The 22454-nt window shown below is 69.1% G+C and carries 20 protein-coding genes and 1 pseudogene; 10 read left to right on the top strand and 11 right to left on the bottom strand.

The window, feature by feature from the left end; all coding sequences use genetic code 11:
• Positions 1-298 (bottom strand): annotated as a pseudogene (locus CKO28_RS13570) (IS21 family transposase); the annotation flags it as partial.
• Positions 299-656: 358 nt separating this feature from the next.
• Between CKO28_RS13570 and CKO28_RS13565 the strand changes: the two are divergent.
• Positions 657-887 (top strand): hypothetical protein, encoded by a 231-nt coding sequence (locus CKO28_RS13565; RefSeq protein WP_200341324.1) that lies wholly within the window; start codon positions 657-659, stop codon positions 885-887.
• A 105-nt stretch (positions 888-992) separates the two neighbouring features.
• Here CKO28_RS13565 and CKO28_RS13560 read toward each other — a convergent pair whose 3' ends face one another.
• Positions 993-2009 carry a Fe(3+) ABC transporter substrate-binding protein gene (locus tag CKO28_RS13560; protein ID WP_242480555.1) on the bottom strand — a complete coding sequence of 339 codons (1017 nt, stop codon included), beginning with the start codon at positions 2007-2009 and terminating at the stop codon, positions 993-995.
• A gap of 264 nt (positions 2010-2273) precedes the next feature.
• Between CKO28_RS13560 and CKO28_RS13555 the strand changes: the two genes are divergently transcribed.
• On the top strand, positions 2274-2789 hold the full coding sequence (locus CKO28_RS13555) for a PAS domain-containing protein (RefSeq protein ID WP_200341323.1): 516 nt from the start codon (positions 2274-2276) through the stop codon (positions 2787-2789).
• Between the two features lie 24 nt (positions 2790-2813).
• Here CKO28_RS13555 and CKO28_RS13550 read toward each other — a convergent pair whose 3' ends face one another.
• On the bottom strand, positions 2814-3452 hold the full coding sequence (locus tag CKO28_RS13550) for a histidine phosphotransferase family protein (protein ID WP_200341322.1): 639 nt from the start codon (positions 3450-3452) through the stop codon (positions 2814-2816).
• 165 nt (positions 3453-3617) lie between these two features.
• On the opposite strand from CKO28_RS13550, the gene CKO28_RS13545 reads away from it, so the two are divergent.
• The 6 genes from CKO28_RS13545 (at position 3618) to CKO28_RS13520 (ending at position 10948) form a co-directional block, all read left to right on the top strand.
• Complete coding sequence (locus CKO28_RS13545; RefSeq protein ID WP_200341321.1) at positions 3618-3800, top strand: DUF3553 domain-containing protein; 183 nt, start codon at positions 3618-3620, stop codon at positions 3798-3800.
• A 92-nt stretch (positions 3801-3892) separates the two neighbouring features.
• The gene (locus tag CKO28_RS13540; protein ID WP_200341320.1) at positions 3893-5620 is read left to right on the top strand and encodes an NADH-ubiquinone oxidoreductase-F iron-sulfur binding region domain-containing protein; all 1728 of its coding nucleotides are present in this window, start codon (positions 3893-3895) and stop codon (positions 5618-5620) included.
• On the top strand, positions 5617-8391 hold the full coding sequence (fdhF, locus tag CKO28_RS13535) for a formate dehydrogenase subunit alpha (protein ID WP_200341319.1): 2775 nt from the start codon (positions 5617-5619) through the stop codon (positions 8389-8391). The genes CKO28_RS13540 and fdhF overlap by 4 nt, the downstream gene beginning before the upstream one ends.
• A gap of 179 nt (positions 8392-8570) precedes the next feature.
• Positions 8571-9260, top strand: a complete 690-nt coding sequence (locus CKO28_RS13530; protein ID WP_200341318.1) for a ceramidase domain-containing protein — start codon at positions 8571-8573, stop codon at positions 9258-9260.
• 217 nt (positions 9261-9477) lie between these two features.
• Positions 9478-10428 carry a UbiA family prenyltransferase gene (locus CKO28_RS13525; RefSeq protein ID WP_200341317.1) on the top strand — a complete coding sequence of 317 codons (951 nt, stop codon included), beginning with the start codon at positions 9478-9480 and terminating at the stop codon, positions 10426-10428.
• Between the two features lie 40 nt (positions 10429-10468).
• Positions 10469-10948, top strand: coding sequence for a type II toxin-antitoxin system RatA family toxin (locus CKO28_RS13520; protein ID WP_200341316.1), 480 nt, complete (start codon positions 10469-10471; stop codon positions 10946-10948).
• Here the strand turns inward: CKO28_RS13520 and CKO28_RS13515 are convergent.
• Positions 10945-11241, bottom strand: coding sequence for an ATP-binding protein (locus CKO28_RS13515; protein ID WP_200341315.1), 297 nt, complete (start codon positions 11239-11241; stop codon positions 10945-10947). The genes CKO28_RS13520 and CKO28_RS13515 overlap by 4 nt on opposite strands.
• A gap of 88 nt (positions 11242-11329) precedes the next feature.
• Here CKO28_RS13515 and CKO28_RS13510 point away from each other — a divergent pair, with 88 nt between their 5' ends.
• The gene (locus tag CKO28_RS13510; RefSeq protein WP_200341314.1) at positions 11330-12058 is read left to right on the top strand and encodes an SDR family oxidoreductase; all 729 of its coding nucleotides are present in this window, start codon (positions 11330-11332) and stop codon (positions 12056-12058) included.
• Positions 12059-12067: 9 nt separating this feature from the next.
• Here CKO28_RS13510 and CKO28_RS13505 read toward each other — a convergent pair whose 3' ends face one another.
• The 7 genes from CKO28_RS13505 to gabD form a co-directional block, all read right to left on the bottom strand.
• Positions 12068-12256 (bottom strand): hypothetical protein, encoded by a 189-nt coding sequence (locus CKO28_RS13505; RefSeq protein WP_200341313.1) that lies wholly within the window; start codon positions 12254-12256, stop codon positions 12068-12070.
• 135 nt (positions 12257-12391) lie between these two features.
• On the bottom strand, positions 12392-13186 hold the full coding sequence (locus CKO28_RS13500) for a DUF2189 domain-containing protein (protein ID WP_242480554.1): 795 nt from the start codon (positions 13184-13186) through the stop codon (positions 12392-12394).
• Positions 13187-13459: 273 nt separating this feature from the next.
• A protein-coding gene (locus CKO28_RS13495) for an IS630 family transposase (RefSeq protein ID WP_437127629.1) occupies positions 13460-14396 on the bottom strand; the annotation gives its coding sequence in 2 pieces (ribosomal slippage) (positions 13460-14060 and positions 14059-14396; 939 coding nt in all).
• A 444-nt stretch (positions 14397-14840) separates the two neighbouring features.
• Positions 14841-16079, bottom strand: coding sequence for a nicotinate phosphoribosyltransferase (locus CKO28_RS13490; RefSeq protein WP_242480553.1), 1239 nt, complete (start codon positions 16077-16079; stop codon positions 14841-14843).
• A gap of 66 nt (positions 16080-16145) precedes the next feature.
• Positions 16146-17534 carry a class II 3-deoxy-7-phosphoheptulonate synthase gene (locus CKO28_RS13485; RefSeq protein ID WP_200341312.1) on the bottom strand — a complete coding sequence of 463 codons (1389 nt, stop codon included), beginning with the start codon at positions 17532-17534 and terminating at the stop codon, positions 16146-16148.
• Between the two features lie 169 nt (positions 17535-17703).
• Positions 17704-19119: a glutathione-disulfide reductase gene (gor, locus tag CKO28_RS13480; protein WP_200341311.1), complete on the bottom strand. Its 1416-nt coding sequence runs from the start codon at positions 19117-19119 to the stop codon at positions 17704-17706.
• 113 nt (positions 19120-19232) lie between these two features.
• Positions 19233-20714 (bottom strand): NADP-dependent succinate-semialdehyde dehydrogenase, encoded by a 1482-nt coding sequence (gabD, locus tag CKO28_RS13475; RefSeq protein ID WP_200341310.1) that lies wholly within the window; start codon positions 20712-20714, stop codon positions 19233-19235.
• A gap of 202 nt (positions 20715-20916) precedes the next feature.
• Here gabD and CKO28_RS13470 point away from each other — a divergent pair, with 202 nt between their 5' ends.
• On the top strand, positions 20917-21615 hold the full coding sequence (locus tag CKO28_RS13470; protein WP_200341309.1) for an SDR family NAD(P)-dependent oxidoreductase: 699 nt from the start codon (positions 20917-20919) through the stop codon (positions 21613-21615).
• The last annotated feature ends 839 nt before the right edge of the window (positions 21616-22454 follow it).

The following is a 22454-nucleotide window of genomic DNA, read 5'->3' as shown; positions in this document are numbered from 1 at the left end:
GCCAATCGCGCACGCGCCGCTCCAGGGTCCGGCGGACCTCCTGGTCGGGAAAGCTCTCCGGATGATTGCGCATCAGGTAGTGCATCAGCGTGACCGGCTTGAGACTGGGGTCCCGTTCCAGCATCGGCACGAGCTCGCTTTCCCAGACCCCGGCCAAGGGATCCGGCACGGTCCGCCCGCGCGCGGTCTGGCGCTCGGAGGGCTTGCGCGGGTCTTTCTCATGCCGCCGGGCGGTACGCTCGCTCATGCCCGCGCGCGCGGCGGCGACGGCCTGGTTGTGATGCTTGCGTTCACGCATATAGAGTGCCTTCTGCTGGTCGGTGATGGGTCTACCGGGCAACCGCACCTCCATCGACTTGATCGACAGAGTTCTTGTTTTTCCTGCGGTCGCCCTAACGATCCGCACCGGCCAGTTTCCACCCGAAAAGACGGATCCACCGGGGCCAGCGCGATCCACAAGGCCCGGCCTCACCGACGGCCGGCCGACCTACGGCGCGCGACTGGGGGCGCGCGGTCGGCCGGCCTGTTCGGCCGGGCCTGTGGATCGCCCCGAGCCAGCCGTCACCGGTCAACGTGGCTGACGCTCACCGGCCACCGTTGTTGTCGCAGAACAGCTCGGCATCGTCGGGCTCACGCTTGCGGGCTGCGCCCGCGCGATGGACCCGACCGTGCTGGTGGGCGCCTCGCAGAGCCGGGCGGTGATTCTGTCCGATCCGGAGCGCGACTGGCGCGCGGCCGCGCAGCAGCACTGCGCGGACCATGGCCGCACGGCAGAACTGCGCAGCGTGCAGCAGCCGGACCCGGCGCCGTACACCGTTCGGCGCTACCTGGGCGCCCGCGATATGGGGCCGAACAAGTTGTACTATGTCGACTGCGTCGAACCGTAGGCCGGATCGAAACGTGGGGCCGCCCGCGGCGGACAGGCGGCATGAAAAACGCCCGCCCGGGGGACTTCCCCGGGCGGGCGCAGACCGTGGGCATCCGGGAGGGTGCTACTTCCAGCCGACGCGGTCGAAGATGCGCTGCGCCTCAGGCAGGTTCTCGCCGTAGGCGGCGACGTTGATGTCGTCGATCTTGAAGTCGCCCAGCTGCTTCAGCTTGGTGTTGGGCGCGACCTCCGGCACAGCCGGGTACTCGTTGTTGCCGTTGGCGAAGTAACGTTGGGCGAAGTCGCTCGCCAGGAACTCCAGGAACCGCACGGCATTCTCGCGGTTCGGGCCGTCCTTCACCACGCCCGCGCCGGAGATGTTCACGTGGGTGCCGCGGCCGTCCTGGTTCGGAAATACGTAGCCGACGTTCTCGACCGACTTGGGCTGGTTCTCCAGCAGGCGGACGAAGTAGTAGTGGTTCGCGACCGCCACGCCGCACTCGCCGGCGGCCACGCCCATGATCTGGTCGGTGTCGCCGCCCTCGGGCTCGCGGGCGAAGTTCTCGACCACCCCGGCGGCCCACTCCTGGGCTTTATCCTCGCCGTGATGCTCGATCAGGCTTGCCAGCAGGGACTGGTTGTAGATGTTGGAGGAAGAGCGGATGCAGACCTCGCCCTCCAGCTTCTCTTTGGCCAGACCCTCGTACGTGGTGACCGGCGGCCCGTCGTAGCGGGTCTTGTCGTAGAAGATGATCCGCGCGCGGGTGGAGAAGCCGAACCATTCGCCGTCCGGATGACGCAGGTTCTGAGGAATCCGGTCGTTCAGCACGTCGCTGTGGACCTCGGCGAATAGACCCTCGGTCTGCGCGCGCCACAGCCGGCCGGCGTCGACCGTGATCAGAACGTCGGCGGGGGTGTTGCGCCCCTCGCTCTCGATCCGCTGGATCAGCGCGTCCGAGGTGCCCTGGATCCGGTTGACCTCGATGCCGGTCCGCTCCTCGAACTCGGCGTACAGCTTCTCGTCGGTCTGATAGTGGCGGGCGGAATAGATGTTCACCTCGCCCTGAGCCTGGGCCGCGTCGGTCACCGCGAGCCCTGCGGCGAGCGCCATCGCCGCCGCTGTCATGCCATAAGCGCGCATGGTCTCTCGTCCCTCCCCTCGATCTGGTTTCGCGCCAGAGATTCTCGCGCGGGATCGGCGGGCGCGCTGTCTGGTCACAAGCGCCCCCATCGTGCCTGGGAGATAATGCAAGTGAATTGCAGTTGCAAGACGGGGCGGCGGGCGATGTTTCGCCGCACCGTTCGCTGAATGGTGCGCGATCGCGCCCGAACGGGTCCGGCAACCTTGCGCGCAATGTCGTTTTCTTGAATAATCGGTAATTCTCGTAAGATCGCGGCAGGTCGCATGTACGGTATAAACGGCCGTTATCACAATTGTGAAATAGGCCATGCTTACGAGTATTGGCGCTCGAAGGCCGGCGACGCTGGAATTCCAGCCCGTGCGGACATCGATCCGATCGAAATGTGGTCCTGGATACCGGCAACCTTGCTGGCAGAAGCCATCTTCGACGACCACGGCGCCCCCGCCGACTTTTTCTTCCGCGTCGCGGGGAGCCGGGTCTGCGAGCGCTACGGCCGCGAACTGACCCACCGGCATCTTTCCGAAATCCCGATGCAGGAGCAGCGCGACAGCGTGCTGGCGAACTACCGCGCCGTGATCGACACGCAGCGCGCGTTCTATTCGATCAACCGCTTCTTCGACACCGACGGCATTCTGCGCAGCTTCGAAATGCTGCTGCTGCCGCTGCGCGCGCATGGCAGCCGGTGCGACATGCTGCTGGGCGTGGTGATGCCGCTGCCGCGCGACTACGACGCGCCGGAAGGGGTGTGGATCTACGAAGCCGGCCCCGAATTGGCGTAAGGCGCCCTCCGTCCGGACCGACGGCTATTCCGGCAGCTGGACCAGGAAGGTGACCGCCCCTTCGGCTTCGCGCACGTCCAGGTCGCCGCCCATGCGCCGCGCGATCAGGCGGCTGAAGTACCCCTGCACCGCGCGCGGGCCGAGGTTGGCGACGTCGACGGCGTCGGCGAGCGCCGCGCGGGTCTCGTCGCGCAGGCGGGCGTTCGCGTCCTCGCCCGCGACGCGGACCGACCGCCCGTCACCCGCGGCTTCGACGCGGATCGTGCCGCCGCGCTGTAGGGTGTCGACCGCGAGCAGGATCAGGTTCAAGAGCAGCTTGCCGCCGCCCTCCGGACCGTGCAGCACCAGCGCGTCGGCGTCCCACGCCAGCTCCGCCTTCTGCGACGTCAGGTAGCCTTCGGCCAGGCGCTTCACTTCCGCGGGCCCCATATCGACCTGCCGGCCCGCCTGGCCATAGGCGAGGCGGAAAAACTGCACCGTCGAGGAGGCCTGCTTGGCCGATTTGTCCGCAAGCGCCAGCGCATCCTGCAGCATCTCCGGGTCGAGATCCTCGGCCATCAGCTCGAGGCCGTTGTTTACCGCCCCGACCGGCGAGACCAAATCGTGGCACAGGCGCGAGGCCAGCAGTTCAGCAACCCGCAAGTCGATTTCGATGTCCTGCATTAAATGCCCCCTTGATCCGACGCCCGGGCGGCCTGCCCGTCGCAACGCGCCCGGCCGGTCCCGTTGTGCGCCGTGGTGTGTGTCGCTGCAACCCCCATCTATGTCGCTCTGGGTCAGATTGACGCAGGCCGGGTTATGTAGGGTACAAGTCACTGAGGAGCCGACATGACCGACGAACCGCTGGCGCCCGGTATGCTGGTGCGCAATCCCGACGCCCCCGACTGGGGACTGGGTCAGGTGCAGTCGGTGATCGGCACCCGGGTGACCGTCAACTTTGAGAACCAGGGCAAGCTGCTGATCGACATCGCTCACGCCCGGCTCCATATCGTTGACGCCAACCACGGCTGACGCCAGCTCCGGCGAACAGGAGTGATGCAGGCGACCGTGCCAGCGCGGCGACGGCTCCCCTGCCTTCCGGCACTAAGATGGGGCCACACGCCATGGCCGACGGAAACCCGCCTAGCCCGCAGCGGCCGCTGGAGCGCCAGGTCAGCCCCGGTTCCGGCCGGCGCAAGGCGCCGACGACGCCCAAGGGCCGCCAGTTGGATCCCGAAGCCGTCGACGCGGTGCGCGCCCTGTTGGGCGACCGGTCGCGCCAACGCGACCTGCTGATCGAGCATCTGCATCTGCTGCAGGACCATTTCGGCTGCCTGCACGCCCGCCACCTGCACGCGCTGGGCGAGGAGATGCGCCTGCCGATGGCGGTGGTCTACGAAGTGGCGAGCTTCCACGCCCACTTCGACATCGTCGAGGACGGCGAGGCGCCGCCGCCGGAGCTGACCATCCGGGTATGCGACGGCATCGCCTGCGAGATGGCGGGCGCGCAGGAGCTGTTGGCCAAGCTGCCGCAGTCGCTGAGCGACAAGGTCCGGGTGGTCGCCGCGCCCTGCATGGGCCGCTGCGACACCGCCCCGGTCGCGGAGATCGGGCACCAAGGGCACCTGCATCACGCCACCGTGGCGAAGCTGGCGATCGCCGGTTCGGGCGGGCCGGTCGACGTGCACCAGCCGACCCCGGTGGATTACGATACCTACGTCGCCCACGGCGGTTACACCGTGCTGCGGGAACTGCTCGACGGGACCCGCACCGCCGACAGCATTCTGGGCGCGCTGTCGGACGCCAACCTGCGCGGCCTGGGCGGCGCCGGCTTCCCCGCCGGCAAGAAGTGGGGAATCGTCAGCCAGCAGCCGCACCCGCGTTACGTCGCGATCAACGCCGACGAGGGCGAGCCCGGCACCTTCAAGGACCGCTGGTGCATGGAGCGCGACCCGCACCGCTTCCTGGAGGGTGCGCTGATCGCCAGTGCGAGCGTGTCCGCGGACGCCTGCTACATCTACCTGCGCGACGAGTACCCGCAGGTGAACCGGCTGTTGCGCCAGGCAATCGACCGGGTGGCGCAGGAAGGGCTGATCGACCAGATCTGCCCGGTCTACCTGCGGCGCGGGGCCGGCGCCTACATCTGCGGCGAAGAATCGGCGATGCTGGAATCGATCGAGGGCAAGCGCGGCCTGCCCCGGCACAAGCCCCCGTTCGCCGCGGAGGTCGGGCTGTTCGGCCAGCCCACCCTGACCAACAACGTCGAGACGCTGTACTGGGTGCGCGACATCATCGAGCACGGCCCGCAGTGGTTCGCCGGCAAGGGCCGCAACGGCCGCAAGGGCCTGCGCCTGTTTTCCGTCTCCGGCCGGGTCAACAAGCCCGGGGTGGTGCACGCGCCCGCCGGAATCACGGCGCGCCAGTTGATCGACGAGTACTGCGGCGGCATGGCCGAAGGGCACGCCTTCAAGGCCTATCTGCCGGGCGGCGCCTCGGGCGGCATCCTGCCCGCGCGCCTGGGCGATATCCCGCTCGATTTCGGCACGCTCGACGAATACGGCTGCTTCATCGGCTCGGCCGCGATCGTGGTGCTGTCGGACCAGGACGACATCAAGGCCGCCGCCCGCAACCTGCTGCGCTTTTTCAAGCACGAGAGCTGCGGCCAGTGCACGCCGTGCCGCAACGGCACGGAAAAAGCGGTTAAGCTGCTCGAGCGCGATAGCTGGGACCAGGACCTGCTGGCCGACCTGTCGCAGGTCATGCGCGACGCCTCGATCTGCGGCCTGGGCCAGGCAGCCCCGAACCCGATCGACTGCGTGTTCAAGTACTTCCCCGAGGATCTCGCGTCATGACCGACGACACCATCCGCTTCGAGATCGACGGCCGTGAGGTCGAGGCCGCGCCGGGCGAGACGATCTGGACCGTCGCCAAGCGCGCGGGCATCGAGATCCCGCACCTGTGCCACCGCCCCGAGCCGGGCTATCAGCCGGACGGCAACTGCCGCGCCTGCATGGTGCAGGTGGAGGGCGAGCGGGCGCTGGCCGCGTCCTGCATCCGCAAGCCGTCGCAGGGCATGAAGGTCTCCGTCTCGGGCGAGCGGGCGAAGAAGTCGCGCGAGATGGTGTTCGAGTTGCTGGTCGCCGACCAGCCCCAGCGCGCGACCAGCCACGATCCGACCAGCCAGTTCTGGCAGTGGGCCGACCGCGTCGGCGTCGACCGCTCCCGCTTCCCCGAGCGCGAGCAGTGGCAGCCCGACACCAGCCATCCGGCGATGTCGGTCAACCTCGACGCGTGCATCCACTGCAACCTGTGTGTGCGCGCCTGCCGCGACGTCCAGGTCAACGACGTGATCGGCATGGCGCACCGCGGGTCCGAGGCCAAGGTCGTGTTCGACTTCGACGACCCGATGGGCGAGAGCACCTGTGTCGCCTGCGGGGAGTGCGTGCAGGCATGCCCGACCGGCGCGCTGATGGAAAGCGCGCTGTTGGACGCGAACCAGACCCGGACCGAGTGGCCGGACGAGCAGGTGGCGAGCGTATGCCCCTACTGCGGCGTCGGCTGCCAGGTCACCTACAACGTCAAGGACGACCGGATCATCTCGGTCGACGGCCGCAACGGCCCGTCGAACCAGCAGCGGCTGTGCGTGAAGGGCCGCTTCGGCACCGATTACAGCCGCCATCCCCAGCGCCTGCGGGTGCCGATGATCCGGCGCGAGGACGCGCCCAAGCGCGGCGACGATCAGGTCGACCCCGCCAACCCCTGGACGCATTTCCGCGAAGCCAGCTGGGACGAGGCGCTGGAGGCGGCGGCCGGCGGCCTGCAGCGGATCCGCGACCGTGACGGCGCATCCGCCCTCGCCGGCTTCGGCTCCGCCAAGGGCACCAACGAGGAAGCCTACCTGTTCCAGAAGACGGTGCGGGTCGCCTTCGGCACCAACAACGTCGACCACTGCACCCGGCTGTGCCACGCCTCCTCGGTCGCCGCGCTAATCGAGAACCTGGGCTCCGGCGGCGTGTCCGCGCCGTTCAACGCGGCCAACGATGCCGAGTGCATCATCGTGATCGGCGCCCGCCCGACCGAGAACCACCCGGTCGCGGCCAGCTACCTGAAGCAGGCGGCCAAGAACGGCGCCAAGCTGATCGTCATGGACCCGCGCTATCATGTGCAGCTGGGCCGCTACGCCTGGCGCAACGTCCAGTTCAAGCCGGGCCAGGACGTGGCGCTGCTGAACGCCATGCTGCACACCATCTTCGCCGAGGGCCTGGAGGATACGCAGTACATCCAGGCGCACGCCGACGGCGTCGACGCGCTGCGGGAAAAGGTCAAGGACTTCCCGCCGGAGGAGATGGCCGAGGTGTGCGGCGTCGACGCGCAGACGATCAAGGAATGCGCGCGCGTCTACGCCACCTCGAGCGCCTCGATCATCTTCTGGGGCATGGGGATCAGCCAGCACGTCCACGGCACCGACAATTCGCGCAGCCTGATCAACCTCGCGCTGTCGACCGGCCATATCGGACGCAAGGGCACCGGCCTGCATCCGCTGCGCGGGCAGAACAACGTGCAGGGCGCCTCGGACGCCGGGCTGATCCCGATGGTGTTCCCGGACTACAAGCCGGTCACCAACGCCGACTTCAAGAGCAAGTTCGAGGAGTACTGGGGCACCGAGCTGAACGGCCAGAGCGGCCTGACGGTGGTGGAGATCATCAACGCCGCGCACGACGGCAAGATCAAGGGCATGTACGTCCAGGGCGAGAACCCGGCGATGTCCGACCCGGACCAGACCCACGCCCGCCAAGCGCTCGCCAAGCTGGAGCATCTGGTGGTGCAGGAGATCTTCCTGACCGAGACCGCGTTCCACGCCGACGTGGTGCTGCCCGCCTCCGCTCAGCAGGAGAAGGCCGGCACCTACACCAACACCAACCGGCAGGTCCAGCTGGGACGCCCGGCGATTTCCCTGCCCGGCGCGGCGCGCCAGGACTGGTGGATCACCCACGAGATCGCCCGGCGGATGGGCCACGACTTCGGCTTTACCCAGGTGCGCGAGATCTACCATGAGATGGCGGGGATCATGCCCTCGCTCAACAACATCACCTGGGACCGGCTGGAGCGCGAGGGCTCGGTCACCTACCCCTGCCCGGCCCCGGACCATCCCGGCCACGGCATCGTGTTCACCGAAGGCTTCCCGACCACCTCCGGCCGGGGCGGCATGAAGCCGGTCGACATGACGCCGCCGGCGGAGCTGCCGGACGAGGACTACCCGCTGGTGCTGACCACCGGCCGGCAGCTGGAGCACTGGCACACCGGAGCGATGACCCGGCGCGCCCGGGTGCTCGACGACTTGGAGCCGGGCGCGGTCGTCTCGATGCACCCGCGCGAGATCGGCAAGCGCGGCTGGCGCGCCGGCCAGCGCGTCCGGGTCACCACGCGGCGCGGGTCGATCGCGCTTCAGCTGCGCGCGGACCGGGAGGTGCCGTCGGGCATGATCTTCATCCCGTTCGCCTATGCCGAAGCGGCCGCCAACGTGCTCACCAACCCGCAGATCGACCCCGACGGCAAGATCCCGGAGTTCAAGTTCTGCGCCGCCCGGATCGACAACGCGGACGTGAAGGAGGCGGCGGAGTAGCTCCCACCGGGCCTGTTGGACCCGGCCGATGCCCGCGATCGTCTGGCTTCCCGATTGGGTGAGCAGAGCATCCCGGCGGGGCCGTCTCCCACGGGGGTAAATGGGACACGGCTTGCTGCCTTGACGCCGGCGTTTCGACCACGTAGCTCACGCGCGACACCAGGGCGGGAGAGACACGCGTGGACGGCTGGTCCCAGCAGATCGACATCTATTGCGAGCGGATGGGCCCGCAGTTCTGGGCCGAGCCGGTCAACGCGGTGACCAACGCCGCGTTCCTGATCGCAGCGGTCTGGGTGTTCGCCGTGCTGCGCCGCGACGACCGGCTGGAGGCCGGCACGGGTCTGCTGCTCGGTCTGCTGACGGCGATCGGCGTCGGCTCGTTCCTGTTCCACACCATCGCCACGCGCTGGGCCGCGCTCGCCGACGTGCTGCCGATCATGCTGTTCATCCTGGCCTATCTCGGGCTCACGATGCGCCGCGGCTTCGGCCTGAACTGGTGGTGGGCCGGCGGGATCACGCTTGCGTTCCTGCCGGCCAGCATGGCTTTCGAAACCGGCGTCGAGCGCGTCCTGGGCGACGCGCTGGGCGGCTCCAGCGGCTACCTGCCCGCGCTGGCCGCGCTGCTCGTCGCCGGCGGCTGGCTGCTGGCGCGCGGGGTGACCGCGGGCTGGTGGCTGCTGGGCGCCGCAGGGGTGTTCGTCGCGTCGATCACCCTGCGCACCCTGGACGGGCCGCTGTGCCAAGCCACGCCGTTCGGCACGCATTTCATGTGGCACGTGCTCAACGCCGTGGTGCTGGGACTGTTGATCTGGGCGCTGGCCCGAATGCCCGGCGCACCCGGAAAGTCCGCGCGCGGCAAGGCCGCGTAAGCTGAACCCACGGCCGCCCGCCGATCCGGTACGCATTTCAAGACCCCGCAGCGCCGCGTTCAGTGCATATCCGGTCTTCAAACCTTCCCAGGCCAAACTGATCCAGCGCAATTCTGGGGCTTCCCAGCCTGTCTAGATAAGGCATCGTAGGCACGGGCGGCGCCGACCTCACGCGCCGCCGCCGCGCGTCACGAAGACCACTGGGGGGACGCACACCGTGGCCATCGAACCTTCCTGGGATGCCCTGGGCGGCGACCGGCCGCACCAGATCGCCAAGCGCCTGCTGCTGGCAACCCGGCCGCCGTTCATGTCGGCCTCGGCACTGCCGGTCCTGCTGGGAACGGCGTACGGCGCGCGGCAGGCGATCGGCTTCGCCGGCGTGGAGTTCGTGCTGGCGATGGCCGCGACCTTGCTGGTGACGGCCACCGCCAACGTCCTGAACGATGTCTACGACGACATCTCCGGCACCGATCCCCAGAACGACAGCCGGCTGCACCCGTTTACCGGCGGGTCCCGGTTCATCCAGAACGGCGTGATGACCCGCCACGAGATGGCGCGCTGGGGCGCGACGCTGGGCGGGGCGTCGATCGTGCTGGGGCTGCTGCTGACCGCGCTCGCGGGCTCGGAGATCCTGGCGTTCGGCGCCATCGGGCTGGGCCTGGCGCTGGCCTACTCGATGCCGCCGCTGCAGCTTGCCAGCCGCGGGCTGGGCGAACTTGCCGTGGGCAGCGCGTTCGGCCTGCTGCCTGTGGTCGGCGCGTTCTGGCTGCAGACCGGGCAGATCACCTGGACGGCCGGCCTGATCTCGCTGCCGGTCGCCTGCTGGGTGGTCAACATCCTGCTGGCGAACGAGGTTCCCGACGTCGCGGCGGACGCTGCCGCCGGCAAGCGCACCCTGGCCGTGCGCCTGGGCCCGGCGGGCACGCACGTCGCCTACCTGATCGTGCACACAGCGGGCGCGGTCGCGGCCGGCGTGGCCGCGTTGCTGGGCTTGCTGCCGATCTGGGCGCCGCTGGTCCCGGTCGCGATCGCCGTGGCCGCGCCGTTCGCCACCCGCGGCCTGCCTCAGATCGGCGACCCGCAGGCGATGACCGGCGGAATCAAGTTCACCATGCTGGCGCACAACGCCGGAACGCTGTGGCTGGCCGGCTGCGCCCTGCTGGCGTAAGCCCGTCAGGCTCCCTGCCCAACCCGGAGGACGCGGCGACATGGCGACCGTCTATCAGCGGCTCAAGGTCCCCTACTCCGCCCAGCAGATGTTCGACCTGGTGGTCGACATTGAGCGCTACCCCAGGTTCGTACCGGGCTGGCGCGCGGTCCGGATCACCGACCGTAAGGGCGATGGCGAGCGCGGCTGGCTGCACGTCGACCAGGTGATCGCGGACAAGGGCATCCGTTTTCGCTTCGACACGGACGCCCGGTTCACCCGGCCGACCTACCTGCGGATCGCGGCCAACGGCCGGCCGTTCCAGTATTTCGTGCTGCGCTGGCAGTTCCAGCCGCAGGATGACGGCGGCTGCGAGGTGATCGCCCACGCCCGCTACCGCCTGCGCAACATTCCGCTGCGTCATCTGGCGGAAAAATATTTCTCCCAGACCTTCAACACCGTGGTCAGTTCGTTCGCCGAGCGGGCAAAGAAGCTTTACGGCGTGCCGGCAGGGGCCGAGCGCCCGCGCAAGCGGGCTTAAGCGCCGCCGTGCGTGCCCGAAACGTCGGACCATCGCTTAGACGGCAGCGATCCGGGCAGACGGAAGCGCCGGTTCGACCGTCCGAGCGGGCGGAAATAGAGCCGCATCTCGGTGCCCGCATCGGGCGCGCTATCGATCTTCGGGCGGGCCCCGTGCGTGCGCGCCAGCCAGTCGACGATGGCGAGACCAGGGCCGCTGCCCTCGGTCGCGCGGCAGTCACCGCCGCCGGGCCGGTGCGATCCCGCAACCACGCGCACAGGGCAACCGCCGCCGGGCGCTGATTCGACCTTCATCGATCTTGCTCTCTCTTCAAGCAGTTAGAGCAAAATGCACGTTGAAGGTTGACTCGACCTTCATCGATTTTGCTCTAGCTGACCCGATATGACCGACCCGACCCCGACATTCGGCAGCTTTCCGGCGGACGGCGCCGCGGTGGTGATCGGCGCCGGCGGCGCGATCGGGCGGGCGAGTGCCGAGGCCCTGCGCGCCAGCCGCCGCTTCCGTGCCGTGCATGCCCTCTCCCGACGCAGCGATCCGCCGATCGACGTCACCGACGAGGCCAGCATCGCCGCCGCGGCCGAGCGGGTTCAGGCCGCCGGCCTGCCGGTGCGCCTGGTGCTGGACTGCACAGGTTTCCTGCATGACGAAACCCACGGCGGGCCGGAGAAGAGCTACCGACGGCTCGATCCCGCGCACATGGCCCACGCTTTCGCGGTCAACGCGATCGGACCGGCGCTGGCGATGAAGCATTTCCTGCCGCTGCTGCCGCGCGAGGGCAAGGCCGCTTTCGCCACCCTGTCGGCCAAGGTCGGCTCGATCGGGGACAACGGGTTCGGCGGCTGGTATTCCTACCGCGCGTCCAAGGCGGCGCTGAACCAGCTGGTGCGCACGGCCGCGATCGAGCTGTCGCGTCGCCGCGGCGAGACGGTGTGCGTGGCGATCCACCCAGGGACCACCGACACCCCGCTGTCCGAACCGTTCGGCAAGACCGGGCTGACCGTGCGCGCGCCCGGGGACGCGGCCCGGCGCATCCTGACCGTGATCGATGGCTTGGCTGCCCGCGACAGCGGCGGCTTCTTCAACCACGACGGCAGCGTCCTGCCCTGGTGATCCGGCCGGCTACCGGTCGTCACTGGAGCCTTCTTCGGGGTTGCCCGGGATCTCCATGTGAGCGGCGCAGGAACAGACCAACCGGCCATCGCCCATGGCGTTGACCACCGTCGGCTCGCCGCAGATCGGACATTCGACTTGCGACAGCGGCACCGGGCCCTGGGGCCCGGTGCCGCCACCGCGGGAGGGGTCGGACATGGCTCGGAGCGTCCCCAGACAGCTGCGGAAACGGGGACTTTGGAAGGGTAACGCCTGTCGCGGCTGCGACAAGGGCGCCCGTGTCTCGCACGCCGGTTTAGGTCGCCGGGGACGACCCGTGCGCCCGCGCCCCGCTTACACGCTGACCAGCTTGCGGTAGACGTGCCACGTCGCGTGGCCCAGCACCGGCAGGGTGATCGCCAGCCCGACGAACAGCGGGAGCGAGCCCAGAATCAGGCCGATCACCACGATCAGGCCCCAGGTCACGGCCGGGACCGGATTGCCGATCACCGCGCGCAATGACGTCTTCACGGCGGTGGCGACGTCGACGTGCTGGTCGATGATCATCGGGAACGACACCCAACTGATCGCCAGCACACCCAGCGCGAACACGGCGCCCACGAGGTTGCCGACGATCATCATCGTCCAGCCCTCGGCGGTTGTGAAAACCGCACTCAGGAACCCGCCGATCGAGGACGGGACCTCGCCCAGGGTCGCGGCGAAGATGCCCCAGGCGACCGCGAGCCAGACCACGAAAATCGCCGCCAGGATCAGTCCCAGGCCGACGATGCTCTTGATCGCCGGCGACTGCAGGACCTGGAAGGCGTGGTACCAGGACGGCTGCTGCCCGAGCTCGCGCCGACGGCTCAGTTCGTAGAGGCCGATCGCCGCGAGCGGGCCCAGCAGCGCAAAGCCGGCGGCGAGCGGAAACAGGATCGGCAGCACCTCGTAGCCAAAGGTGAGCCGGGACAAGAGCAGCGCCACCACCGGATAGATCGCGACCAGGAAGACCACGTGCGTGGGTTTCTGGAAGAAGTCGTGCGCGCCCCTGTCGAGCGCGTCGCGCAGATCGTCGCGCGTGATCTGGCGGACGAACACGCGCTGGTGCTCTCGGGCGTCCTCCATTGGCATGGTCGCGTCGCGCGCCATTTGGGTTTCCTCCCTTGCGGTGCCTACAAGCCCGTTCGTCGTTGTTTCGTTCGTGCGGTCCGGCGGACGGCGGCGCGGACCCGCTCACCGCCGACGGTTCGTTCTCCTAAGGGTAGCGAAGATTGGTGCGCCTGTCATGCCACTGCCCGCCTGGGCGCCGGGCACGCCTCAACCGGTGGGCGTGTTTGCGACCGCGCGTCGGAGCGTGGGGTCCGGCCGCCCGATACCGTGTCGTAGGGCTGCCGGGGACCCTAGAGCATTTTCGCCGAAGGTTTACGCATACTGGGCGTGGCGAAGGTAGTTGCGGCATTCCTCCGGGGTGAAGCGGTCCAGCAGACGGCCGATGGCTTGCCAGAGGTCGTCGACCGTTCTGGCCGCTTCCTTGCGCAGCAGGGCTTTGAGTTTGGCGAACGCCTGTTCGATCGGGTTGAGATCCGGGGAATAGGCCGGCAGGTACCAGAGCTGGGCGCCGGCCGCCTCGATGGTCTCGCGAACGCTGGGGCGCTTGTGGGCACCTAAGTTGTCGAGGATGACGATGTCGCCGGGGCGCAGGGCGGGCACGAGGAAGGACTCGACATAGACCTGGAAGGCCGCTGCGTCCATCGGGCCGTCAAGCACCATAGGGGCGGTGATCTGGTCGCAGCGCAGGGCGGCGGTAAAGGTCAGGGTCTTCCAGTGGCCGTGCGGCACACCAGCGACGAGGCGTTGGCCGCGTTGGGCGCGTCCGCATCGCCGCGCCATGTTGGTCAGCACGCCACACTCGTCGATGAACACCAAGCGCTCGGGATCCAGCTCGGGCTGCTGCTCACGCCAATCGGCGCGTGCCGCGGCGACGTCCGGACGGCTCTGCTCGGCGGCATGCGCCGTTTTTTTTAAAGCTGATGCCGCGGCGGTCGAAGAAGCTCCAAATCGCGGTCAGCCCGCTGCGCACCTTGCGCTCGGCCAGTTTGTCCCGCAGCTCCGCCAGCGTCAGGTCGGGCTCCGCCGCGATCGCCGCGAGCAGAAATGCCCCATGACCCTCCAGCTTCGAGCCTCGGGGCGCGCCCATTGCCAACGGCTCCATCCGTCCGCTCGCCCGCCAGGCCGCAACCCATTTCACCGCTGCGCTTTCGCTCACCTGAAACCGCCGCGCCGCCGCCCGCCGCGACGAGCCCGCCTCAACCGCCTCGATCACGCGGCGTCTGAGGTCGACCGACAAAGGACGCCCCATTCCCATCTCCCGTTCAAGATGTTTGAACGAGAATCGCACGAACCTCTACATATGGGAATCCCCGGCCGCGCCCACCGATTCCATGATCGCCGAAAATGCTCTAGAGCTGGCCCGGGTGTACGCCCGGCCCCGGCGCGGCGAGAGCGGCCAGCCGGCGCTCTTCCGCGTGTTGGAGGACGCACCCGAGGCGGTGGTGGCGGCGCTCCTCGGGGCGCTGGACGGGGCGACGCGGTCGGCGCCGGCGGGCGATTGCAAACGCCCCCTCTCCCTCGAGGGGTGCGGGAGAGACTCACGGGCCGCCGGCCCGTGGGAGGGTGAGGGTGGGACTCCCCGGAAGACAGCCGAGGAGTCCCACCCTCACCTATCCTCTCCCCTCAAGGGAGAGGGGCCCGCGGAGACGGACGTGGAACGCTCCCAGCGTCTGTGTGTCACAAACAGCGCAGACTACTTCCGCAACAGGAACTCGCGGCCGAGCTTCACGCTCGGCTTGCCGTCGTACTCGACGACGTCGGCGGTGGCGTAGGTCTCGGTCCACTTTTCCGGCAGGTAGCTGCCGGTGCCGATCACGTCGATCGGCGCGCTGGCGGCCGCCATCACCCGGCACTTCGCCGGCCCGAAACCGGAGGAGGCGATGATCTTGACTTGGGCAAAGCCGTGCTGGTCGAGCACTTCCCGCATCCGCCAGATCGCCGCCGCGCTGGTGCCCGCGCCCACGAGATAGCGCAGCTCGTCCTCGGTACGGTAGCCGCGGATGCACTGCGGGCAGTTGCGCTCCAGGACGGCGTAGGAGGTCGCCGGGTCCATGCCTTCCATGAACCGGCTGCCGGCGACGTCGATCCGGATCGAGATGCCGCCGGACTGCGCCTTCTCCGGAAAGCGCCGGCAGACGTCCAGCGTGTCGGTAATCTCCCGGCCGTAATAGTCGACCAGGACGACAAGGGGTTCTTCCGGAAACGCCTCGACGAACAGTTCCGCCGCGCGCACGGTCGAGCCGGCATAGCCGATGAAGGCGTGCGGCATCGTGCCCTTGCCCGCGGACTGGCCGAAGTAGTGCGCGGTCGCATCGGTGGCGTTGGCGACGAAGCCGGTGGCGTTGACTTCCCGCTTCGCCCGGTCGGAGCCGACGTGGGCGGCGTAGGCCATCAGATCGGCCATCTCGGTGCCGGCGCAATGGCGCGCGTCCATCGCCAGGAACGCCACCTTCGGCAGATCGGAACACATCGTATACGCGTTGTAGGCCGCCACGCACGGCGGGCCCAGCTTGCCGAGCAGGATCGTTTCCAGGTCGACCAGCTGGCTGAGCGGGCCGGTGATGTAGAGGATCGGCTCGCCCGCACCCACCCAGGTGCCTTCGGGATGGCGGACGTCGAGCTCGACCTCGAAGCCGCGCCGCGCGGCGACGTCGTGCAGCCAGTCGAGCGCCAGCCGGGGCGCGGAGATCACCGGCCGGCGCATGAACACCGCGTAGGTCACCTCGCAATCGCCGAACCGGTGGACGGCCGACTTGGTGCGCTTGAAATAGACGTCCGTCCAGTCGGCGATACCCTGGTCGTCCTCGGGCCAGCCGCGCGCGGGCGAGCGGGCGACGTTGACCGTGTCCGGGCCGGCGCCCGCCGGCGTGTCGGGTGCCTCCGTACGCCCGTCCTGCGGGCCGCTGCCCGGGCTGCTTGCGTCGTCGACCACGCGGCCTCCCCTTGTTGTCGTCCCGTCGTCCTGCCGGCGCCGGCCCGGACGCCCGATGGCCCTGTTTTACGACGCCGCGGCGAGGGCGCCGCCGTTCTTGGCCTCGCGCTCGGCCTTCAGCTCCTGCGCGGTCAGGAAGGCGAGCTCGAGCGCCTGGTTGGCGTTCAGCCGCGGGTCGCAATAGGTGTGGTAGCGGTCGCCCAGCCGGTCCTCGCTGATCGCCTGCGCGCCGCCGATGCACTCGGTGACGTCCTGACCGGTCATCTCGAAGTGCACGCCGCCGGCGTAGCTGCCCTCCGCGCGGTGGACGGCGAAGAACGACTTCACCTCCGACAGGATCTTGTCGAACGGACGGGTCTTGAAGCCGCTGCCGGCCTTGTGCGTGTTGCCGTGCATCGGGTCGCACGACCAGACCACCTGGTGGCCGGACTTCTGCACCGCGCGGACCAGCTGGGGGAGCCTCTCCTGCACCTTGTCCGCGCCCATCCGGCTGATCAGGGTGATCCGGCCGGCCTCGTTGTCCGGGTTCAGCGTCTCCAGCAGCTTGAGCAGCTCGTCCGGCTCCATCGACGGGCCGCACTTTAGGCCGATCGGGTTGTTGATGCCGCGCATGAACTCGACGTGCGCCTCGTCGAGGTCGCGCGTGCGGTCGCCGATCCAAACCATGTGCGCCGAGCAGTCGTACCAGTCGCCCGACAGGCTATCGACGCGGGTGAACGCCTGCTCGTAGTTCAGCAGCAGCGCCTCGTGGGAGGTGTAGAAGTCGGTCTCATGCATCTGCGGCACGTTCTGGCTGGTGATGCCGCAGGCGCGCATGAACGCCAGGCTCTCGTCGATCCGCTGGGCCAGCTCCTCGTAGCGCTCGCCCTGTGGGCTGCCGGAGACGAACTGCAGGTTCCAGCGGTGCACCTGATTGAGGTCGGCCAGACCGCCCTGGGCGAACGCGCGCAGCAGGTTGAGCGTCGCGGCCGCCTGGTTGTAGGCGCGGATCAACCGATCCGGATCCGGGCTGCGCGCGGCCTCCTCGAACTCGATCGCGTTGACGATGTCGCCGCGGTAGGCCGGCAGCTCCACGTTGCCCTGCGTTTCGGTGTCGGACGAGCGCGGCTTGGCGAACTGGCCGGCCATGCGCCCGACCTTCACCACCGGGCAGGCCGCGCCGAAGGTCAGCACCACGGCCATCTGCAACAGCACCTTGAAGGTGTCGCGGATGTTGTTGGCGTTGAACTCCGCGAAGCTCTCCGCGCAGTCGCCGCCCTGCAGCAGAAACGCCTTACCCTGCGCCACGTCCGCGAGCTGGCCCTTGAGCTGCCGCGCCTCGCCGGCGAACACCAGCGGCGGATAGCCGGAAAGCTGCTGCTCGACGTCGCGCAGCTTGGCGCTGTCGGGATAGGTGGGCACCTGCCGCACGGCTTTCTGCCGCCAGCTGTCGGGGGTCCAGGTCTGCTGCGTCATCGCTGAGGGTTCCATCGTGTCGTCTTGTGTAGTCCGCGTGCGCGCGGGAGCAAACTCCACACGGGGGCGGCTTGTAAAGCCCGCCGCGGAATGGCGCGCGGACCAGCGTGCCCTCGGGCCGGCGGGCGGAAGCGTCACGCGACCGGCCCCACGCTTGCCGCGGGCGCCGCTACTCCGCAGCCTGTTTCTCCACCGTCCGGGCGGGTTCGCGCATGGTGACGAACTCCTCGGCGCTGGTGGGGTGGATGCCCACGGTGGCGTCGAAGTCTTCCTTGGTGGCGCCGCATTTGACCGCCACGGCCATGCCCTGGACGATCTCCGGGGCGTCGACGCCGACCATGTGCACGCCCAGCACGGTGCGCGTGTCGGCGTCGACCACGAGCTTCATCAGGGTCGCCTCGTCGCGCCCGGACAGCGTGTACTTCATGGCGCGGAAGCGGGCCTGGTAGATCTCCAGGCGGCGCCCCTGGGCGGCGGCCTCGGCCTCGCTCAGGCCGACCTTGCCGACCGGCGGCTGGCTGAACACCGCCGCGGGGACGTTCGCGTGGTCCATCTCGCGCGGGCGGCCCTTATACAGCGTGTCGACCAGCGCCATCGCTTCCTCGATCGCCACCGGCGTCAGATTGACCCGGTCGGTGACGTCGCCGACCGCGTAGACGTTCTCGACGTTGGTGCGCGAATAGCCGTCGACCGGCACCTCGCCGCCGTGGCCGAGCTGCACGCCGGCGCGTTCCAGGCCCAGCCCGGTGGTGTTCGGCCGCCGGCCGGTGGCGAACATCACGCAATCGGTGTCGAAGCCGCTGCCGTCCTTCAGCGTTACCCGGTAGCGGCCGTCGCCGGTCTCGGTAATCCGCGCCGGATCGGCCTGGGTGCGCAGGTCGACGCCCTTCTTGGCGATCTCGGCCGCCACCGTGTCGCGGACGTCGTCGTCGAAGCCGCGCAGGATCTGCTGGCCGCGGTAGAGCTGGGTGACCGAGGCGCCCAGGCCGTTGAAGATGCCGGCGAACTCGACCGCGATGTAGCCGCCGCCGACGATCGTGACGTGGCCCGGCAGCTGCTCGAGGTGGAACGCCTCGTTACTGGTGATGCCGTGCTCGTGGCCTGGAATGTCGGGCACGACCGGATGCCCGCCCACGGCGATCAGCAGCGTCTCGGCGGTCACGCTGCCGCGCTCGCCGCCCTCGACGTCGAACAGGCTGACGGTGTGGTTGTCGATCACCCGGGCCTGCGCGCGCACGAACGCGACCCCGGCGTTGGTCAGCAGCTTCTGGTAGATGCCCTCCAGCCGGTCGATCTCGCGGTCCTTGTTGGCGATCAGCGTGGGCCAGTCGAACTCGGCCGTCGGGATCGACCAGCCGTAGCCGTGCGCGTCCTCGATCTCGTCGCTGACGTGCGCGGCATAGGACAGCAGCTTCTTGGGCACGCAGCCGCGGATCACGCAGGTCCCGCCGAACCGGCTCATCTCCGCCAAGCCGACGCGCTTGCCCTGCTGCGCCGCCATCCGCGCCGCCCGCACGCCGCCCGAGCCGCCGCCGATGACGAACAGGTCGTAGTCGTAAGCCGGGTTGGCGGCGGAAGCGGACATGGCTGACGTCTCCTCGTTTGACGGAATGCGCGCTTGGGGGCGGGGACAGCGGTGGCTGCGTCGGGCGGCGGGCTGCGACGGTAGCGCCCGGCCCGGGCACAGCAAAGGGCCGCCTACAGCCCGCCCATGCACATGTACTTGATCTCCAGGTACTCCTCGATGCCGTACTTGGAGCCTTCGCGGCCGATGCCGCTTTCCTTGACGCCGCCGAACGGCGCCACCTCGGTCGAGATGATGCCGGTGTTGATGCCGACGATGCCGTATTCCAGCTGGTCGCCGACCCGCCAGCAGCGGCCCAGGTTCTGCGAGTAGAAGTAGGCGGCCAGGCCAAACGGCGTGTCGTTCGCCATCCGCACCGCCTCGGCCTCGTCGGTGAAGCGGAACAGCGGGGCGACCGGGCCGAAGGTCTCCTCGCCCGCGATCTTCATGTCGGTGGTGACGTTGGTGAGCACGGTCGGCTGGTAGAACGTGCCGCCGAGGGCGTGCCGGGCGCCCCCGACGATCGCCTTGGCGCCCTTGGATGTGGCGTCGGCGACGTGCTCCTCCACCTTCGCCAGGCCCTGTCCGTCGATCAGCGGGCCCAGGTTGATGCCCTGGTCGAAGCCGCTGCCGACCTGCATCCGCCCGACCTTCTCCGCCATCTTCTCGGCGCACGCCTCGTAGACGCTGTCCTGCACCAGGATGCGGTTGGCGCAGACGCAGGTCTGGCCGGTGTTGCGGAACTTGGAGCCGATCGCGCCCTCGACCGCGGCGTCCAGGTCGGCGTCCTCGAACACGATGAAGGGCGCGTTGCCGCCCAGTTCCAGGCTGACCTTCTTGACCGTGTCGGCGCACTGGCGCATCAGCAGCTTGCCCACCGCCGTGGAGCCGGTGAACGACAGTTTGCGCACGCTCGGATTGGCGGTGAGTTCGCCGCCCACCGCCTCTGGATCGCCGGTGACCACGTTGAACACGCCGGCCGGCATGCCCGCGCGCTGGGCCAGTTCGGCCAGCGCCAGCGCGCAGTAGGGCGTCTGCTCCGCCGGCTTGACCACCACCGGACAGCCGGCGGCGAGCGCCGGCGCGCACTTGCGGGTGATCATCGCGATCGGGAAGTTCCACGGCGTAATCGCCGCCGAGACGCCAATCGGCTCTTTGGAGACCACGATCCGCTTGTCCGACTGGTGCGGCGGGATCAGGTCGCCGTAGATCCGCTTGGCCTCCTCCGCGAACCACTCGACGAACGACGCGCCGTAGGCGACCTCACCGGTGCTTTCAGCCAGCGGCTTGCCCTGTTCCAGGGTCATCAGGTGGGCGAGATCGCCCTGCGCCGCCATGATCAGGTCGTGCCACCTGCGCAGGATCTGCGCGCGTTCCTTCGCCGTCTTGGCGCGCCAGTCGGCGAACGCGCGCTCGGCCGCGGCGATCGCCCGGCGGGTCTCCCCGGCCGCCATGTCGGGCACGGTGCCGATCACCCGCCCGTCGGCCGGGTTGGTGACCTCGAAGGTGCCGCCGCCGTCGGCGTCCGCCCAGGCACCGTCGATGTAGGCCTGCTGTCGGAACAGCGCGGCGTCCTGCAGCTGTGGCGCGGCGGTGCGGCTGGCATCGGGGCTCATCGTCGTACTCCTGATCGTGTTCACGCGGCGGCGAGGCCGCGGGCGCGTTCTGCCCGGCGACTATAGCGCCGCTGAGACGCCTGCGTGAACCCGGCCGCACGCGCTTGCCGTGCACGCCAGGGCATCCCAACTTCGCCCATGAATCGGTTCATGGGCGAGATCCCGGAGCCGACACCCCGGATCAGGTATCAGGAGGATTGCCATGACCGTCGCCGTCGTCGTGGGCGCGGGCCCCGGACTGGGCAGCGCGCTGTGCCGCCGGTTTGCCGAAGGCGGGATGACCGTGGTTGCCGCCCGGCGCAGCCGCGGCGAACTGGAGCCGCTCGCCCGGGAGATCGGCGGGCGCGCCTACGAATGCGACGTCGCCGACGCGGATTCCGTGACCGCGCTGTTCGAGGCGGTCGACCGCAACCTCGGCCCGCCGGACCTGGTCGTGTTCAACGCCGGCGCGTTCCGCCCGTCGCGCGTGCTGGAGATCGATCCCGGCGAGTTCGAGCGCTGCTGGCGGGTCGGCTGCCTGGGCGGGCTCAACGTCGGCCAGGCGGCGCTCAAGCGGATGGTCCCGGCCGGCCGGGGCACGCTGATCCTGACCGGGGCCACGGCCGCGCTGCGCGGCGGCAAGGGGTTCGCCAACCTGGCGGTGCCGAAGTTCGGCCTGCGGGCGCTGGCGCAGTCGATGGCGCGCGAGGTCGGCCCGCAGGGCGTGCACGTCGCGCACACCATCATCGACGGGCAGATCCAGAACGAAGCCCGCGGCGCCAACTATTCCGAGGCGGAGCGCGGCGAGGACGCCCTCTTGAAGCCGGAGGGGATCGCGGAAACCTACTGGCAGCTGCACCAGCAGCCGCGCAGCGCCTGGACCCACGAACTGGATCTGCGCCCCTGGATGGAGCCATTCTAGGGCAAGATGCTGAAGGGTGAAATCACCTTTCAGCTGAATCTTGCGCTCTTTTCAACAAGTTGGGGCTACATTCGGCCCGAAGGCCGGTTCGGCCATCAAGCATGTAGCTCCAGGGCGCGCCTGGTCGCGACGCCCCTTGTCGCAGTTGCAAGCCACTCTCATCTGCAGTAGTGTACAGGATGAACAGCGGCGACCCGCCGTTCGGAGACGATGCTGGAGGACCCCGATCAGCGTGCGCAGTAAGGCGGCCTGCAATCTGGCAACGAGCGCCAACCCCCGCGCCTGCATGGTCGGCGGCAGTCTGGCGCTGCTGATCGCCGCGCTGATCGCCTACGGTCTGTCGGTCTAACCGCCCACGCCGTCCGCGCGCGCCGATCCGCGATCGGCCGCCCACCGCCCAGGCGCCGCATCGCCCCCGCGATGCGGCGCTTTGCGTTTGGGTGGCTGGCGGGCCGGTTGGCCGACAACCGTCGTGATCGAACGGCGCGGCGTGCCGGGTCGGCGGCGTCGACCCGCATGCCCGCGTGCTGCGCTGCGATACTACAAATTCTTACACGATCCCGGCACAGGGCTTGCCTAAAGCGGTCGTGTGTCGTTTTCCTAAAAGCCGACTGGACGGATCGGCCTCGGTCTATCGGGCCAGCCGCCATCGTGCGCCGCCGCCGGGCGCCGCGGCCGGGCGCCGCCGCCTGGGATCGAGCGGTGCGGGGGATCGAGCGGTGCCGGGGATCGAGGACACATTTCTCCACACACGGATGTCGAGCCGGCTGGTCCAGCTTGCGCGGGCGCTGCGCGCCGCGCCCGCGTTCGACGAACGGCTGGGCCGGATCAAGAGCGCG

The organism is Rhodovibrio sodomensis, assembly GCF_016583645.1.
Lineage (GTDB): Bacteria > Pseudomonadota > Alphaproteobacteria > Kiloniellales > Rhodovibrionaceae > Rhodovibrio > Rhodovibrio sodomensis.
This window is presented reverse-complemented; position numbering and strand designations above follow the sequence as displayed.